This window comes from Lactobacillus johnsonii (assembly GCF_014058685.1).
Taxonomy (GTDB): Bacteria; Bacillota; Bacilli; order Lactobacillales; family Lactobacillaceae; genus Lactobacillus.
Genome location: NZ_CP059055.1, coordinates 561,776 through 576,824, shown reverse-complemented (window position 1 = coordinate 576,824; position 15,049 = coordinate 561,776). Strand labels below are relative to the sequence as shown.

Sequence of the window (15,049 nt, the reverse complement as noted above, 5' to 3'; positions counted from 1 at the left end):
AAAAAAGCAGATCAGTCGATCTGCTTTTTTTAATTTTCAATTTTATTAATCCTTTTATTAAAGGCATAAATACAAATTATCGAAACAATTATTACAATTCCAAAAATAATTAATATCGGACCCCATGGTGAAACTTCAGCATTCATATTTGCAATATTGGGTTGTAAATCTAACAAAAAATGCATTAGAATACATGGCCAGATTCGATTAGTAAAAATATGCAGATAGGAGAAAGCTAATCCAACAGCAGTTGCATAATAAACTTGTTGGAAAGTTGCATCTAGCGCTGCCCCATGTCCTAAGTTAATCAAATGAAATAATCCAAATAAAACTGAGGAAAAAATGCTCGACCAAAGCAAAACGTACTGTTTATTTTCAAAAATCTTGGTAAATAAATTAAACAAAGTTACACGGCAAAGAAATTCCTCTCCAATTCCAGCAGCTAAAGCAACACAAATGGAAGACCACATCATTTCAGGCATTAAATTAAAGACCTGGACCCAACTTGTAATCAGATTCATTAAAAAGTATAAAGCCATTAACATAATACAAAAGATAATGGTTAAGATCTTAACTTTACCCTCTTTAGGTAACTTAATAAAAACACGATCTGTTTTATAAAATATTTTTGCTCCCAGTGCTAAAAAGCAAACAATCACTAAATATAATATTGGAGCCCAAATTTCAGAAAATGCTGTTACTATCTGACCAGCTTCAGTATAGATTAGCAGATAGACGAGTGATGCTATTGTGAGCCACTTAATTGATACACTAGTTTTATTGATTGCTAAATAGTTCTTCTTCTTTTCTTTCATTTTTCCATTTTCCCCCTATATTCCCATTAAATTAGCAAAACTAATTATGACTGGAATGGTAATAATGGCTACTAAAGTAGATAAACACATTAATTTAGTAGGAAATTTTACTTCAAAATTACTGATTAAGCTAAAAAGCACTACTACTCCTGCCACCGGACAAGCTGCCATAATTAAAGTTGTCATTTTAGCAATTGATGGAAGTGGCAAAATTAGTAAGAAGCCTAAAATTATTAATGGGAAAAAGAAGTTTCTAACTAATACCCCACTCCAAACTAATTTATCATGCCAGTCTTCTTTTAAATTAATAGCTCCAAGATTTGTACCAATAACAATCATACTTAGCGGAGTATTCAAATTAGCAATATAATTCATAGGGTCAGAAACTATATCAGGTAATTTAATTTGAATTACAAATAATATCATCCCTACAATAGCTGCAATGATATTAGGGTTAACTATAGCTTGATGAAAACTTTCTTTAAATGATTGCTTTTTTCTAGTAAACATCCTAATCCCATGCGTCCACATAAAGATGTTATAAATAATCAAATATGGTACTGCGAAAAATACACCATTATTCCCTAAAAGCGCTTGTACTAAGGGAATTCCCATAAAACCTGCATTAGTGTAAGTTCCAGCATATCGTAGAATTGTTCTTTTTTGCTCGTCTTTAATTGTTCTTTTGTTAAAGAGAATCGAGCTTACAATAATTTTGAACACAAATAAAACAAGTACTAGTAAAAAAATCAAACTAAATTGTATTAATCTAGTAACTGAAAAAGATTGGCGAAAAGAATTAATAATTAAGCATGGCGATACCACATAAAGAAGTATCTTAGTTAAATCTTTTACTGTTTGTTCATGGAGAAATTTTACCTGATAGCAAATCCATCCAACAAACATTAAAATAAACATAATCACTACTTGTTTTGTCGGTAGTAGTAAAGGCATTACAGTTCTCCATTCTTAAAACTACAATTTTCTATATGATCATTTATTAATCCAACTGCCTGTAAAAATGAATATATTGTTATTGGACCAACAAATTTAAATCCGAGATTTTTCATTTCTTTTGAAATTTGGTTAGATAATTCATTTGAAGCAGGAATATCTTCCATTTTTTTAGGATGGTGATTTATTGGTTCAGGGATAAACTTAGTTAGAATTTGTTTGAACGTTTGATTGTTGTTTTCTAGTTTAACTAAAACTTTCGCATTATTAATTGCAGCATTAATCTTTAGTCGATTTCGGATAATTCCTTTGTCTTGCATTAATCTTTCAAAATCAGCTTCATTAAATTTGGCTACTTTATGATAGTTAAAATTTGCAAATGCCTTTCGAAAATTTTCACGTTTATTTAAAATTGTTTCCCAGGATAATCCCGATTGAAAACTTTCTAATACAAGCATTTCATATAAGTAAGTTGAATCTAGATTTAACTTACCCCACTCTTCATCGTGGTATTTTCGGTAGAGTGAATTCTTACTATTTCCCCAACTACAACGAATTTTTTCCATTTCTTACACCTCATTTTTATCAATTATAGCAAAATAGACAGACATAAAAGTCTGCCTATTTTTCATTCTAAAATTTTTCAACTTGGTAAATACGATTCATTAGAGTTGTTAAGTCACTGTTGCGCTGATGATAAGCTACTGTTAAGTAAAGACAATCGCTAGTTACTTGAATTCCTTCAAATTCAGTACAAAAATCTAACGCATCAAGTTTTAAGCTATTATCTAAATTAACTACAGACCATTTATCGGGATCAACCATCCCCCACGGAATTTTAACAATTTCACGCGGCTTTCCCTGTCTTGGAAAACCCAAAAAAGTTGTATGAGGACTTGGTTGACTTGAAATATAAATGTCTTTATTATCATCTATTCCATAACCCTGAATTGAAATAATCTTTTGATCATTAAAATGAGGAACCTTAAATGCTCCTAAGCATGTTAAGGTTTCAATATTAATATCTTCAGCTTTTTCTTCTGCCGCATCTAATTTGTTATTTACTTCGTTAAGGTCATAAAGCGCAAAATAGCCCGTATGATTTATATCAATACTTGCAATCAAGAAATAATGACCATTTGGTGAAACAGTGGCCTCTACTCTTACTAAATCTTTTCCGGGATAAACTGTACCTCCATCCCCATAACCAGCTCCTGCTCGGTTAAGATAGGAAAGACGTGGTAAATCAGTATTATTAGCAAATACCTGTGTTTGATACCCCGGTACTGTTACTCTTGCAATTTGTGTGGTCCAATATGTATTTCCATGTCTTTTGGGTTTAGTACCAACAAACCATTTATTATTTTCTCCACTTTGTATCCAGGTCTGGGTATGTCCACCAGCAGTTCCAGCTGAATTTGGACCTTTTAAGTATAAAATAGGATGGTCTTCATCAAATGTAACAGTTTCGCTATCATTTGGAGTTTGATAAACAACAACGTCACTTTGTTTATGAAGAAGCTGCAAGGCAAAGACGTTACTTCCATCAATTGCGGAAGCTTGAACTACAACATGGTGAATATTCTCTAATTTATTTACTAGGCATATTTGAGTTTCTCTTCCAATCATAAATGGACCAATCCTTTCTTTATTTATTCTGCTCCCAAATTTATTATGAGCGATTTGAACCAAGACAACAAATAAAGTACACTGCTATCATGAATCTAAATTGCATAAAGGAATTGATAGAAAATAATGGCTAAAAAAAGCATAAATATTCTAATTTTTAGTGGCATATGGAGTTTTATTATTGGTATTTTAACTGCTTTATACCTCAACCTAATCAATTATGTTATTGACTTTATTTGGGGTTACTTTAATCATCATAGTAATTTTTCTTTGCGTCCCGCTTATCCCTTTCTTATTTGTATACCATTTGGAATAATTATTGGTTTCTTAGTAAAGAAATTAGGTTCCTATCCTTTAACGATTGAAGAAGTACTACATGATGTGCGAAAAAGTGGAAAACTTGATTATCATTCTTGGTGGAAATCTTTTACTTTAGGGCTTTTATCATTAGGAGCTGGCGGAAGTATTGGGCCAGAAGCTTCCACCACTGTTCTTACTTCCGGGATGATAAATTGGCTCGGAGATAAAATTAGATTGATGACTACTCATTACAAAAGCTGGGTTCATGTTTGGCAAATAGGCATTGATAAAGATACTCTATTGCAATCCCCAAAGTTTAGTGAGCTTTTTAGAACTAAAAATCAAAAAAAATGGTTCATCACTTTTAATATTTTAATTGGATTAATTGGAACAATTTTGATCTTTAAACTTTTTCCTGAAGAAGGAGCATTCGGAATTCATGAACGTCCAATTCACTGGTCATGGACTATTCTCTGGTATAGTCTAATTCCTCTTATAGGTGGGATGCTTTTTGCATATTTCTTCTTATATTTAGAAAAAATATTTACTAGAGTAGAGACTTGGGCCTTACCAGCACTTTTAAAAGCAACCTTATGGGGCATTGTGCTAAGCGTTTTAACTTTAGTAACTGATTACGCACTCTTTTCAGGCGAATTTCACATTGTTCCATTTTCTAAAACTGCTCTTTCCTATTCGCCATTATTTTTACTATTAATTGCTCTAATAAAAACAATTTCTACCCATGTTGGATTTGCAATGGGATGGCGTGGGGGTAAAATTTTTCCAGCAATTTTTGCTAGTGTCGCTGTTGGTGCTGCAATTGCTCAATTCATCCCTATTCAGCCCGCAATTACTGTATCACTAGCAGTAGCTACCAGCATTACGATTATTTTAGAAAAGCCACTCCTTACCGCTATCTTGTTAATTTTTTTATTACCAATTTCTTTAGCTCCACTTATTTTTATTACTGCCTATATAGTTATGGTGATACATAAGTTTCTTCTGAAAAAAATTGGCTTAAAATCCTTAATTTACTAAATTAATGTTAGAATTAGAACAATTTAACAGAAAGAAGGTATTCAATTATGGCTGCCACTACAGAAGACAATTATCAATTATTATTAAAACAAGCCCAAGCCTTAGTCGAAGGCGAAAACGATTGGATTGCAAATACAGCAAATATTTCAGCTTTATTGTTTAATTCACTTAATAATGTTAACTTTGCTGGTGTATATCGTTATGAGAATCAAGAATTAATTCTTGGTCCTTTCCAAGGAAAACCAGCTTGTGTTCATATTCAAATTGGCAAAGGAGTATGCGGAACAGCTGCAAAAGAAAAGCAAACTCAAATTGTAAAAAATGTACATGAATTTGCTGGACATATTGCCTGCGATAGTGAATCAAATTCTGAAATTGTTGTCCCTATCTTTAAAACAAACGGCAATCTATGGGGAGTTTTTGATTTTGATTCAACTAAATTAGCTAACTTCGATGAGTTAGATCAAAAATACTTAGAAGAAATTTCTAAGGTATTTAAATTCTAAAAATCAATTTTTTTAACACTATAAACACAAAAAAGCTCCACAATGGAGCTTTTTCTTATAGTTAAATTTCTTTCAAGGCTTGATCAATTGGAGTATTCCCACTACTCATTGGAATAACCTTATCAATAGTATTTGGATATTTTAGAATTTCAGCCAATGTTTTAGCAACATCAGGAATTGGATTGGAGTCACTTGGTCCAGCATTAAGTTTGATTTTGCCTGTTCCGGCTTCTTCAGTGAGATTCGTAGGTTGCAAAATTGTATATTCAAGATTAGTTGAATCCATTAAATAAGTATCAGCAAAGAATTTAGCAGCTAGATAGTCATCAAGACCTGGAATCTTCTTCCATGAGTCTACATCTAAGCTAAGCATTGAACTGAGCATAATATAGCGTTTAACACCTGCTTTTTCAGCAGCCATCATAGTTTTTATTGCTCCCATAGCATCAGTTTGAATAAGGTCCTTACCACGAGATCCAGCCGTAAAGTAAATAGTATCAAAACCTTTTACTTGTTTAGTAATATCTTCTACATCAGCATGTAAATCAAGCTTATCAGGTGTTACACCATCAAGTTTAATAATATTTTCTGGATGACGAGCTGCTGCTGTCACTGTATTACCATCAGCTACTAAATCTTTAATTAAATCTGTAGCTACTCTTCCGGAACCACCAAAAATAAATATTTTAGCCATAATTTTTCCTCCTCAAAAAAACTTACAGCTTTATGATAGCTTACTTTTTATTAGTAGTCCAAAATTTACACTCATTTTTTAGTAATAAAATCGAGTAATTTAAACATTACCTCTTTATTTTCTTTCGGTACACCATGAGCAATGATTTCTTCAGCAGTCTGATTTAGATCATTATTTTCAAGTGGATACCCACTATCGTTAATCGCAATTTCTCGAACGTTATCTTCTTCAGGCTCAAAATGAAACTGTAAGCCGATAACATTATCTCCTAATAAAAAGCCCTGATTCTCTACTAAGTCACTCGAAAATAAAAGTTTTGCACCTACAGGAATTTCAAACATTTGTTGGTGCCAATGAAGGGCCGTTAATTCTTTAGGAATATCCGGTAGTGTTGTATCTTTTAAATAAACTGGAGCCCAGCCTACTTCTTTATGAGGAGCATCTAAAATTTTAGCTCCGGTAGTCATTGCAATTTGTTGTGCGCCAAGACAAGCCCCAAACATCGGCTTACCGGCATCAAGCATTCTTTTAATTAGAACTCTCTCTTGCTTAATCCACTCTAGATTATCGTTTGGACTCATGGGACCACCTAGAATTACGAGTAGATCTGTTTCATTAGCAGTTGGCAATTTACCAAAAGTTTCAGGGTGATACACATAGAGTTCATAATGGTGACTATCGGCCCAGGTTTTAATTGCACCGGGCCCCTCGTTTGGAGTATGTTGCAATATATTAACGCGCATTATTTATCCCTTTAACTAGCATAAACTTCATGCTTTAAAATTCCGACATAAGGCAAGTTTCTATACAAGCCATTATAATCTAATCCATAGCCAACTAAAAACTCATCAGGAGCCTTAAAACCATAATAATCTGCATGAAAATCTACGACACGGGTTTCAGGCTTATCAAGCATAGATACAACTTCTACGCTTTTAGCCCCACGTTCTTTCATTATTTCACTAAGTGCTTGTAAAGTACGTCCCGTATCAATAATATCTTCCATAAAAATTACTGGACGATTTGTTACATCCGACTTAATATCCTGCGTAATCTTTACTTTTCCTGTGGATTGGCTTCCTTCATAACTAGATGCCTTAATAGGATCAATAGTTAGCTTAAAACTTAATCTCTTAATCATATCACTAGCAAAAATCATTGCTCCATTTAAGACTGGAATAATAATTGGCTCTTCATTTTTATATTTTTTATTTAATTCAGCAGCCATTTCATCCATACGATTGTTTAAATCATTTTGAGTATACAATACACTTTCGATATCGTTATTCATTCTTTAATTCCTCTTTATTAAAATCGCCAATGATGAAATTTTAACATAAATTCGATGATTTTTTTAGTCTTTTTACACTTATTTATTAATTATTTTTACTACTAATAATTATATTGTTCGTATTTTATAAATAAAGAAAAATTATTTATATTTTTTTAGATTTTATCTTAAATATAAGTCACAAAAAATTCATAAATTACTCTTAATATTGATATCAATCAAGTAAGAAAGGAATGGTTTAAATGACATTATTATTAATTTTAGGTATTAGTGCTGTAGCATTACTTGCTACCAACGCAGTAATTATAAATAAACCAGTTCCAGTTCCTGTAAAGGTTCGTAGGAAATAAATCCATAATCCATTCTTCATTTTCCTCTACAATTTAGTATTAAAAACCCTCGTTGACTTAGATCAACGAGGGTTTTTGCTTTATTTTTGATTTCTTTGATAACTATTTTTAATTCCTAGTTTCTTTCGATATTTAGAAATTGTTCTACGACTAATTGAAATTTCTTTTTCTTCAAATTTATTTACCAGTTGTTCGTCACTTAATGGTTCTTGGGGATCTTCTAACTTAATAAAATCCTTCAACATTCTTTCAAGTTGATTTTGAGTTAAATTACTGATACTTTTTCGCGGAAACAGGAGCTTTAGACTAAAGACCTTACCTTGGCACTCTACATATTTATCTTTAATTGCTCTACTTATGGTACTTATTGCTAAATTTAATTCTGTAGCTGCATCTTCTAATTTTATGCTTACTAAATCTTGCTCATTCAGAGAGGACAAATATTTTTCTTGTCGTCTTCCCAAAAATTTCCCTAGATTTAGTAGCGTCTCTTCACGTTGCTGAATTGCATAATGCAAGTCAGTAAAATCCTTCTTTTGTTTTATAAAATAATCCTTATCTTTTATTTCGCTATCTTTTTGTAGCTCAACAAACTTTTCATCATCAAAAATCATTTCAGGTAAATTTGATCGAGCAGAGCTAATCAGTAATCTTCCATCTTCAAAATAAAATTTTAAATCTGGAATTAAATATTGGGTTGGTTCTCCTAATTCATATTCACTAGCCGGAGCAGGATTTAGAGTTTGAATGGCTTTTAGTGCCGTTATTATTTTTTCATGTTCATACGGCAGAGTAGCCCATTTACTTGGATCAGCTAAGGCTTCCAGCTCATGCTTCTCTAATAAACTAATCGCAATGCTATTAAAATCTTTTTTATCCCTAGCTTGAAGTAACAAACACTCATTTAAATCCTTAGCACCTATTCCAATAGGATCAAGTTTTTGCAGTCTATCTCTTCCAGCATTAAGTTCTTGTAGAGAAAATATTACTTTACTTTTTAAATTTTCTAAACTCTTTCGTAAATATCCATCATTATCCAACTGATAAATTAAAAAGGTAACAACTCTCTTACTTTTATTAGACCAATCGCTTATCCTCACTTGACTTAAGAGATGATCAATTAGATTTTCAGTTTCATTGTCTTGAATCCAGTCTAAATTTTGTAATTCTTTACTTGGATTTTTTAATTCAACAAAGGGATTCTCTTGAGCAAATTCTTGAATCACGGTACTGAGATCATGAGCATTATAAGATAAAATTCTCAGATCGTGTCTTAATTTAGTAGACAAAAAAAGCCGTGTTACAAGCTTCTCTTGTACCTTAAGTGACATACTTTGAGCCTGCATCATCGACTTTTCTCCCTTTACTTATACCTTAAATACTTACCATTTGAATACACATAATATTTTTATTCATTGAAATATCTTCAATAATTTCTGCGTAGTTTAACGAACGAGGAATCTCTATCTCATAAATATTAACATAGATCTGTCCTTCTGGTTTTTGTGTTACCTTAAAGTTAACGTTAGTTACAGTAATATGGTGCTTTTCAAAATAATGTTGGATAAATTCTTTCGTCTCAACTTTATGCTTATACTGAATTTCCAATCTTTTCATTGCATGTACTTGGATTAGTTTTTTAGAAAATACTAATACTAAAACTACTGCTACAGCACCGGCAATGCCAATTGTATAATCTCCCATTCCTATCGCCAGTCCAATTCCAGCAACTGCCCATAGACTAGCTGCTGTTGTTAATCCTAACACTGTTCGATGTTGGACTAAGATAGTTCCAGCACCTAAAAATCCTATTCCTGAAACAACTTGTGCAATCAATCTAGCTTCATCCGCTCTTACTATTCCGGCAAGCTTTGGTTGATGAATAGCAATTTGAATTGCATCATAGCCTATCTTTTCCTGAATAAGAGCAATAATACACGCACCAGCACAAACTAAGGCATGTGTCTTAATTCCAGCAGGACGATTTTTATGTTCACGATCATAGCCTATGACACTAGCCATGAAAACAGAAAGCGCTAAACGCACAATTATTTCAGGGAGTGTCACTGCTATATGCATTTAAACCACTCCGATTAATCCTAAAACAATGGAAAGAACTAAAACACCTAATAAAATCCAGTTTACGTTCACTTTCTTTGATAGTAACCAATAGCAAATAAGTGTTACAACTAATGGAACTAATCCTACCCATAATTGATCTAAGTAAGTTTGAATTTTTATTGGCTTACCACCTTCAATTGGGATACTTAGTTTAGATTCAAATTTAACCATTGTTGCAGTCATGCACCCAATCATTAATAAACCTAAAGTTGAAGCAGCTTTGTTTAATAGCTTCATACTACCGCTTTTATACATATCTTGAATAAAGGTATCTCCAACCGTAAAGCCCATGTAAGTAAGATAATAACGAGTAGCAATTGAAGGAATATTGTAGATTAATAAGAACAAGATTGGTCCTAAAATAGATCCCTGACTTGCTAAACTAATACCAACGCCAGCTGCAATAACTCTTAATACACCCCAGAAGATTGAGTCACCAATTCCTGATAAAGGACCCATTAATGAAGTTTTAATGGCAACAGTCGAATCTGGATCAAAGTTTGGATCTTGCGCTGTTTTCTTTTCCATGGAAGCAACCAGGCCCATTACAAAAGTACCAACATTTTGTGTAATGTTATACCAAGTTGTATGGCGCATCATTGCTTTCCGATGTCCTTCTTTATCATCCTTAAAATATTCATCTAAAGCAGGCATAATTGAATACATAAAACCAGGAGCATGCGCTTTAGTAGCACCAGCACGGCTGGCAAAAACTGTAAAGGAGCGCCAAAATATTTTGTTAATTATCTTTTTGTCTTCAGGTGAGACATTCTTAGTGATTTTCATGAGAAAAAGTCCTCCTCTTCTTCGTCCATTTGATCAGTCGTTTCTAAATGAGTAACAGCATTAGCAGCTGGAGCTGCTTTTTGTTTATTTTCAATATCCATGATCTGCTTATCGCGAATCCATTGTAAAACAACAATAATAATTCCAATTGCCGCTACCGCTACTGAAGGGAGCTTTAAGTAAGCAGCTAAAACAAAACCTAAGAAATAGTACGGTGATAATTGTTTACTCCAAAGCATTCTCATCAAGATTGCAAAACCAACTGCTGGCAATAATCCACCTGTTGCAGATAATCCAGCCATTAAGTTAGGTGGGATCTGATTTACTAGATGTTGCACAGGACGTGCACCCGCTAAAACAGCAAAGAAAGTTGCCAAAGAGAAAGTAAAGTAGTTAACAAACCACATACCAAAGTGTAATCTTGTCAAACCTTGTGGATTATTGTCTGCCGCCACCTTATCAACAAGTGGTGCAAAAATGTTCATAACAACATTTTTTAAGAACATTGAAATAAAAGCTGCAAATACACCAATTGGAACAGCTAAAGCCAAAGCTGCTTTGGTATCTACTCCTAAAGTGATTGCAAAAGTAGTTGCTAATACTGTAGCTGTTACTGGTTCAGATGAAATTGCACCACCAATATCAACAGCTCCCATGAAGATAGCTTCAAGAGAAGCTCCAATTAAAATACCAGTCCGAATATCACCAAACATTAAGCCGGCTACCATCCCTACAACTAAAGGACGTTCAATCATTGTTTGTCCCCAGAGCCAGTTACCACCCAAACAGACAAACACACAAATCGCTGCTAGCGTTGCTGTATGTAACATAATCTTTTCCTCCTAATTCTAGTTAGCATCTTTCAAAATAGAAGAAATTGGAGTTTTAGCATTATTTGGTACGATTTGATGAAAAACTGGAATATCTAGTTTTGCCAATTCTTTTAATGCTTCTAGTTCTTCTGGTGTCATCATTAATGTGGAAGATAGTTGAATAGCATTATCAGCATCCTTAGTAAAGCGACCAACATTTGCTACATTAATTCCCTCAATATCTTTAACATTTTTAGCAATCTTCAAGGCATCTTGAACATTATTAGTTAAAGCAAAAATTCTCATCTTTGCTCCCTTAGGATTATTGAAGACCTTAATTGCGTCATCTACATTTCTAATTAATAATTTCTTTCCAGTAGGTGTAGCCATCTTCAAAGTCATCTGTACCATCTCATTGTTTGCTGCATTATCATTTGCTACTACAATTCCTGGTGTATCTAATTCTTTAGTCCAAACTAAAGCAACTTGTCCATGAATCAAACGGTCATCTACTCTTAATTGTGCAATCATCTTTTTTCTCCTTCTATAAATCCTTTAAGCAAAGAAATCATTATCTGATTCTTTTTCTTCTTTTTCGTTTTCTAGTGCAATGAGCTCAACTTGACTTTGTTTAATCAAATCTTTTAAGTGAGTTTTAGTTAAAGGTTCACTATCAAGCAGCACAGACATAATTACTGCTAAATTCATTTGGGTAACAATAAAAATATCTTTTTCATTAGCTGCTTTAAGCATTACTTTTTGGTTTACGCTTCCTCCTTTTAAGTCAGTAAAAATTACTGCTGGCCTTTTGGCGGATTTAATAAATTCTTCAATTTTAGGAGTATAGTCACTATCATCTACATATGCATCAATCACATTTACTTGTTTGCCCATCCCAGTCAAAATATCTAATGAGCTTTGTAATCCACTTGCAAAATGTCCGTGACTAGCAATTAAAATATCTGTCATGTTTTTAGCTCCTCTCTTTTTTCTCTTTACACCTACTTAATAGCAAAAAGCGTGCCAAGTTAATAAAACAGCTATTTTACGGCAAAAAAAATAAAGTGTTTATTTTTTAAACACTTTATTTAAACTTTATTAAACACTAATTATTCCAAAAATTACTTATTAATGAATTGCTTAAACAGTTCATACAAGAGTGATATCTCATAATTTGAAATATGAATATTATATTTAAGCTCGATTGGCTGAAAAATACTATGGGAAATTTTAAGAAAATCTTTTTCTGCCTCAGTTTGTGGTTCTACCTTAACTTCTGCAGTTTTTTGCACCATTAATCGTTCAATCATTAGTGCAATATGCATATATAAGTTAAGTTTTACTTTTCCATCCAAATTCAGACCATAGTAGCTTTCATACTTAGCATTTATTTCTTCCACTTGCCGAATCACAACATCTGGATTTAAGAAAGAAAGTCTTTCAGAAATACCCTCTTTAGAGAAAAAGCGCAATAACTGTTGGCTAAAGCCATCAATCTCTTCAGAAGTCATGTAAGGTGCTAACCAACGCTTCAAGTTATTCTCTCCACTAGCATCTAAAAGATCGTATAAGTTCATATGCCTAAACTCAACGGGTTCTAAAATATCTAGCGTAGTTAACACAAACAACGTCCTATCAAAATATGCCCATTCTTTTGACTTAATCTTTTCTTTCAAGGAATTATAATCAACCGGGATCACCTTAATATCACTTGGCAAAAATGGTTGAATAATTTCACTAACCTTTTGCGCAATCCCAAGTCCTGAAATACAAGAAACAAGAATATTAGGAGATTGAGAAAAGCCTTCATAATATTGCACTCCAATTTCATAATCGCGATCAGCAGCTTCCGCAATTTGCTTAAACGAAATATTTTGTTGCATCTTTAAAGCCAGATCCAAAGAAGTTAATGTAGTTAAATTATTAACTACCAATAAATCACCATCGAGGTGAGATTTAATTTCCGAATATAGTTGCCCGAGCGATCCCATATCAACCATTAAAATAAAACCTTCAGTAGTATTGAAAGAAGCAATCAATTTCTTAGCTTCATCAATTATTGGTTCTACTCCAGTATCAATTGGCATATCTAAGGCATCAAATATATAAGTCCCACATAAAGAATTAACAACGGTCTGAATACTAGTTGCAGTATTTTCCCCATGAGCAACCATTAAGCCTCTAAGCTTAATATTTTCATCAACATGATCACTTAGTAAAAGCGCTAAAATCAACTCAAGTGTTTTTTGACTCTGTGGAACTAAGATAGGGAGCTTACTATAAAAACTCTTTGCAACATGCAAGGAACGAGAAATAAGGTTAGAAAATTTTTCATTTAGAGAATCAATTATCTTTTCATCAACTTCGAAGTGGTAACTATAAAGCAAATATAAGACCGGTTCTAAATATGTCGTATTAGATAAACCAAATTGATTCCCGATTATTTTTTGAAATAGATTATTATGTTGTAAATATAAACCTGATTTAATAGAGCTTGGATCTACAAAACACTTTAAATTTTGAATTGCTAGTTTACACTTACTTATTTCCTCATGAGAATAATTTGTCTCAAGTTGTTTCAACAACACTTCTAATTTAAGAAAACTTTTCTTAATTAAACTGTTACCTGACCGTTCAAGCACTGTATTCGGATCAACTAATAAATTCCCATACTCCGCAAATGTTGGGAGTTCTTCGACCATAATATTATTTAAATGTAGCTTAATTACGTCACTATTTTCTTGGTCACGATAAGCAGCTGCACAGGAAACCTTAATGATGTTTTTCAAATACCCAATATTTCCGGGATGCTTAATTTTTAGTAAGGTAGATACGACATATTTATCTACTTCAATTTTTCGATTAATCCGACGTGCCTCTTGATAGAAAATATACCGTAGTAGTTCTAGCCTTTCATCAATTGGACGACTAGCAAAATCGGGCAATTTAACATGTACAGGTACACGCCGTAGAAAAGTAGTTAGAAGAACTTTCTCTGGATTTTCAGTGGTTGCCATTACGAGCCGAACTTTTGATTTAATAGGATGAGAGTTATCTCCCATTGGATAAAATTGTCCCGAATCCATAAATGAAAATAGTTTTTCTTGATTTTCACTACTTAAGCGATGTACTTCGTCTAAAAATAAGTATCCCCCATTTGCCTGCTTAAGAAGTCCATCTTTTGCTTCGTCAGCTCCTGTATAAGCACCTTTTACATAACCAAATAACATACTGGAGACAAGTTCAGGATTATTCGCATAATCAGCACAATTCAAAACAATATATGGAGCCCCATTACTAATAATTCCTTTGCTCTTAGCTAATTGAGCAATTTTGCTTGCTAAATAGCTTTTTCCTACCCCCGAATGACCCGTAATCAAAATGTTTAAACCATCCGGTGGATACATAATTGCTGCTGAGATTTGATCAATAGCATATTTCATTGAACCACGATAGCCAATAAAGTCATCAAAATTATGATTCAAATTAGGCATACTACCCTTTTTAGTCCATTTTACTGGTCGCCCAGCAATTTTTTGAATTTTTTCTTCTCTAAATAATTCATTTAAATAATGACTAACTACAGATCTGGATAAATTTAAGCTATCAGCTAATTGTGCCGTTGTTAGTGCATGATCATGGCTAAGCATATTTAAATAAGTTAAGACATTGTTTTTTCCTTTATCCATGATTCGTTCTCCAAAAATTTAATATTATAATTATATCACAATTTTGAAAACGATATCATTTACT

The 15,049-nt window shown here is 32.8% G+C and carries 16 protein-coding genes; 2 read left to right on the top strand and 14 right to left on the bottom strand.

What is annotated here, in order from left to right; all coding sequences use genetic code 11:
- Positions 1-29: 29 nt before the first annotated feature.
- The 4 genes from H0I41_RS02655 to H0I41_RS02640 form a co-directional block, all read right to left on the bottom strand.
- Positions 30-815 (bottom strand): CPBP family intramembrane glutamic endopeptidase, encoded by a 786-nt coding sequence (locus H0I41_RS02655; RefSeq protein ID WP_135014445.1) that lies wholly within the window; start codon positions 813-815, stop codon positions 30-32.
- Between the two features lie 15 nt (positions 816-830).
- Positions 831-1,769, bottom strand: a complete 939-nt coding sequence (locus H0I41_RS02650) for an AEC family transporter (protein WP_135014446.1) — start codon at positions 1,767-1,769, stop codon at positions 831-833.
- Positions 1,769-2,335, bottom strand: a complete 567-nt coding sequence (locus H0I41_RS02645) for a DNA-3-methyladenine glycosylase I (RefSeq protein WP_135014447.1) — start codon at positions 2,333-2,335, stop codon at positions 1,769-1,771. The genes H0I41_RS02650 and H0I41_RS02645 overlap by 1 nt, the downstream gene beginning before the upstream one ends.
- A gap of 67 nt (positions 2,336-2,402) precedes the next feature.
- Positions 2,403-3,398, bottom strand: coding sequence for a class III bacteriocin (locus tag H0I41_RS02640; protein ID WP_061400285.1), 996 nt, complete (start codon positions 3,396-3,398; stop codon positions 2,403-2,405).
- Positions 3,399-3,524: 126 nt separating this feature from the next.
- Between H0I41_RS02640 and H0I41_RS02635 the strand changes: the two genes are divergently transcribed.
- Positions 3,525-4,736, top strand: coding sequence for a chloride channel protein (locus H0I41_RS02635; RefSeq protein ID WP_135014448.1), 1,212 nt, complete (start codon positions 3,525-3,527; stop codon positions 4,734-4,736).
- Positions 4,737-4,783: 47 nt separating this feature from the next.
- Positions 4,784-5,242, top strand: coding sequence for a GAF domain-containing protein (locus H0I41_RS02630; RefSeq protein ID WP_135014449.1), 459 nt, complete (start codon positions 4,784-4,786; stop codon positions 5,240-5,242).
- A gap of 61 nt (positions 5,243-5,303) precedes the next feature.
- On the opposite strand, the gene H0I41_RS02625 is transcribed toward H0I41_RS02630, so the two are convergent.
- The 10 genes from H0I41_RS02625 to H0I41_RS02580 all read right to left on the bottom strand — a co-directional run bounded on the left by H0I41_RS02625 (position 5,304) and on the right by H0I41_RS02580 (position 14,985).
- Complete coding sequence (locus H0I41_RS02625; protein WP_182094580.1) at positions 5,304-5,936, bottom strand: NAD(P)H-binding protein; 633 nt, start codon at positions 5,934-5,936, stop codon at positions 5,304-5,306.
- A gap of 71 nt (positions 5,937-6,007) precedes the next feature.
- On the bottom strand, positions 6,008-6,679 hold the full coding sequence (locus H0I41_RS02620) for a type 1 glutamine amidotransferase (protein ID WP_043921298.1): 672 nt from the start codon (positions 6,677-6,679) through the stop codon (positions 6,008-6,010).
- 11 nt (positions 6,680-6,690) lie between these two features.
- Positions 6,691-7,227: a hypoxanthine phosphoribosyltransferase gene (gene hpt, locus H0I41_RS02615; RefSeq protein WP_061400289.1), complete on the bottom strand. Its 537-nt coding sequence runs from the start codon at positions 7,225-7,227 to the stop codon at positions 6,691-6,693.
- A 430-nt stretch (positions 7,228-7,657) separates the two neighbouring features.
- Positions 7,658-8,908 carry an RNA polymerase factor sigma-54 gene (rpoN, locus tag H0I41_RS02610; protein ID WP_257590070.1) on the bottom strand — a complete coding sequence of 417 codons (1,251 nt, stop codon included), beginning with the start codon at positions 8,906-8,908 and terminating at the stop codon, positions 7,658-7,660.
- 43 nt (positions 8,909-8,951) lie between these two features.
- Positions 8,952-9,656, bottom strand: a complete 705-nt coding sequence (locus H0I41_RS02605) for an MgtC/SapB family protein (protein WP_004896851.1) — start codon at positions 9,654-9,656, stop codon at positions 8,952-8,954.
- Complete coding sequence (locus H0I41_RS02600; protein ID WP_004896850.1) at positions 9,657-10,484, bottom strand: PTS system mannose/fructose/sorbose family transporter subunit IID; 828 nt, start codon at positions 10,482-10,484, stop codon at positions 9,657-9,659.
- Complete coding sequence (locus H0I41_RS02595) at positions 10,481-11,314, bottom strand: PTS mannose/fructose/sorbose/N-acetylgalactosamine transporter subunit IIC (RefSeq protein WP_135014452.1); 834 nt, start codon at positions 11,312-11,314, stop codon at positions 10,481-10,483. Before H0I41_RS02595 ends, H0I41_RS02600 begins: the two co-directional genes overlap by 4 nt.
- An 18-nt stretch (positions 11,315-11,332) precedes the next feature.
- A complete protein-coding gene (locus H0I41_RS02590; protein WP_004896848.1) occupies positions 11,333-11,827 on the bottom strand; it encodes a PTS sugar transporter subunit IIB in 495 nt (164 codons plus the stop codon).
- 24 nt (positions 11,828-11,851) lie between these two features.
- Positions 11,852-12,265: a PTS sugar transporter subunit IIA gene (locus tag H0I41_RS02585; protein ID WP_061400294.1), complete on the bottom strand. Its 414-nt coding sequence runs from the start codon at positions 12,263-12,265 to the stop codon at positions 11,852-11,854.
- Between the two features lie 152 nt (positions 12,266-12,417).
- Positions 12,418-14,985 carry a sigma 54-interacting transcriptional regulator gene (locus H0I41_RS02580; RefSeq protein WP_162222145.1) on the bottom strand — a complete coding sequence of 856 codons (2,568 nt, stop codon included), beginning with the start codon at positions 14,983-14,985 and terminating at the stop codon, positions 12,418-12,420.
- Positions 14,986-15,049 lie beyond the last annotated feature (64 nt).

Excerpts from the sequence above, each read along its gene's own strand:
- H0I41_RS02585 (WP_061400294.1), bottom strand. The coding sequence starts at position 12,265 with ATGACAGATATTTTAATTGCTAGTCACGGACATTTTGCAAGTGGATTA.
- H0I41_RS02605 (WP_004896851.1), bottom strand. The coding sequence starts at position 9,656 with ATGCATATAGCAGTGACACTCCCTGAAATAATTGTGCGTTTAGCGCTT.
- H0I41_RS02640 (WP_061400285.1), bottom strand. The coding sequence starts at position 3,398 with ATGATTGGAAGAGAAACTCAAATATGCCTAGTAAATAAATTAGAGAAT.
- H0I41_RS02580 (WP_162222145.1), bottom strand. The coding sequence starts at position 14,985 with ATGGATAAAGGAAAAAACAATGTCTTAACTTATTTAAATATGCTTAGC.
- H0I41_RS02650 (WP_135014446.1), bottom strand. The coding sequence starts at position 1,769 with ATGCCTTTACTACTACCGACAAAACAAGTAGTGATTATGTTTATTTTA.
- H0I41_RS02600 (WP_004896850.1), bottom strand. The coding sequence starts at position 10,484 with ATGAAAATCACTAAGAATGTCTCACCTGAAGACAAAAAGATAATTAAC.
- rpoN (WP_257590070.1), bottom strand. The coding sequence starts at position 8,908 with ATGTCACTTAAGGTACAAGAGAAGCTTGTAACACGGCTTTTTTTGTCT.
- H0I41_RS02655 (WP_135014445.1), bottom strand. The coding sequence starts at position 815 with ATGAAAGAAAAGAAGAAGAACTATTTAGCAATCAATAAAACTAGTGTA.
- H0I41_RS02620 (WP_043921298.1), bottom strand. The coding sequence starts at position 6,679 with ATGCGCGTTAATATATTGCAACATACTCCAAACGAGGGGCCCGGTGCA.
- hpt (WP_061400289.1), bottom strand. The coding sequence starts at position 7,227 with ATGAATAACGATATCGAAAGTGTATTGTATACTCAAAATGATTTAAAC.
- H0I41_RS02635 (WP_135014448.1), top strand. The coding sequence starts at position 3,525 with ATGGCTAAAAAAAGCATAAATATTCTAATTTTTAGTGGCATATGGAGT.
- H0I41_RS02590 (WP_004896848.1), bottom strand. The coding sequence starts at position 11,827 with ATGATTGCACAATTAAGAGTAGATGACCGTTTGATTCATGGACAAGTT.
- H0I41_RS02625 (WP_182094580.1), bottom strand. The coding sequence starts at position 5,936 with ATGGCTAAAATATTTATTTTTGGTGGTTCCGGAAGAGTAGCTACAGAT.
- H0I41_RS02595 (WP_135014452.1), bottom strand. The coding sequence starts at position 11,314 with ATGTTACATACAGCAACGCTAGCAGCGATTTGTGTGTTTGTCTGTTTG.
- H0I41_RS02630 (WP_135014449.1), top strand. The coding sequence starts at position 4,784 with ATGGCTGCCACTACAGAAGACAATTATCAATTATTATTAAAACAAGCC.
- H0I41_RS02645 (WP_135014447.1), bottom strand. The coding sequence starts at position 2,335 with ATGGAAAAAATTCGTTGTAGTTGGGGAAATAGTAAGAATTCACTCTAC.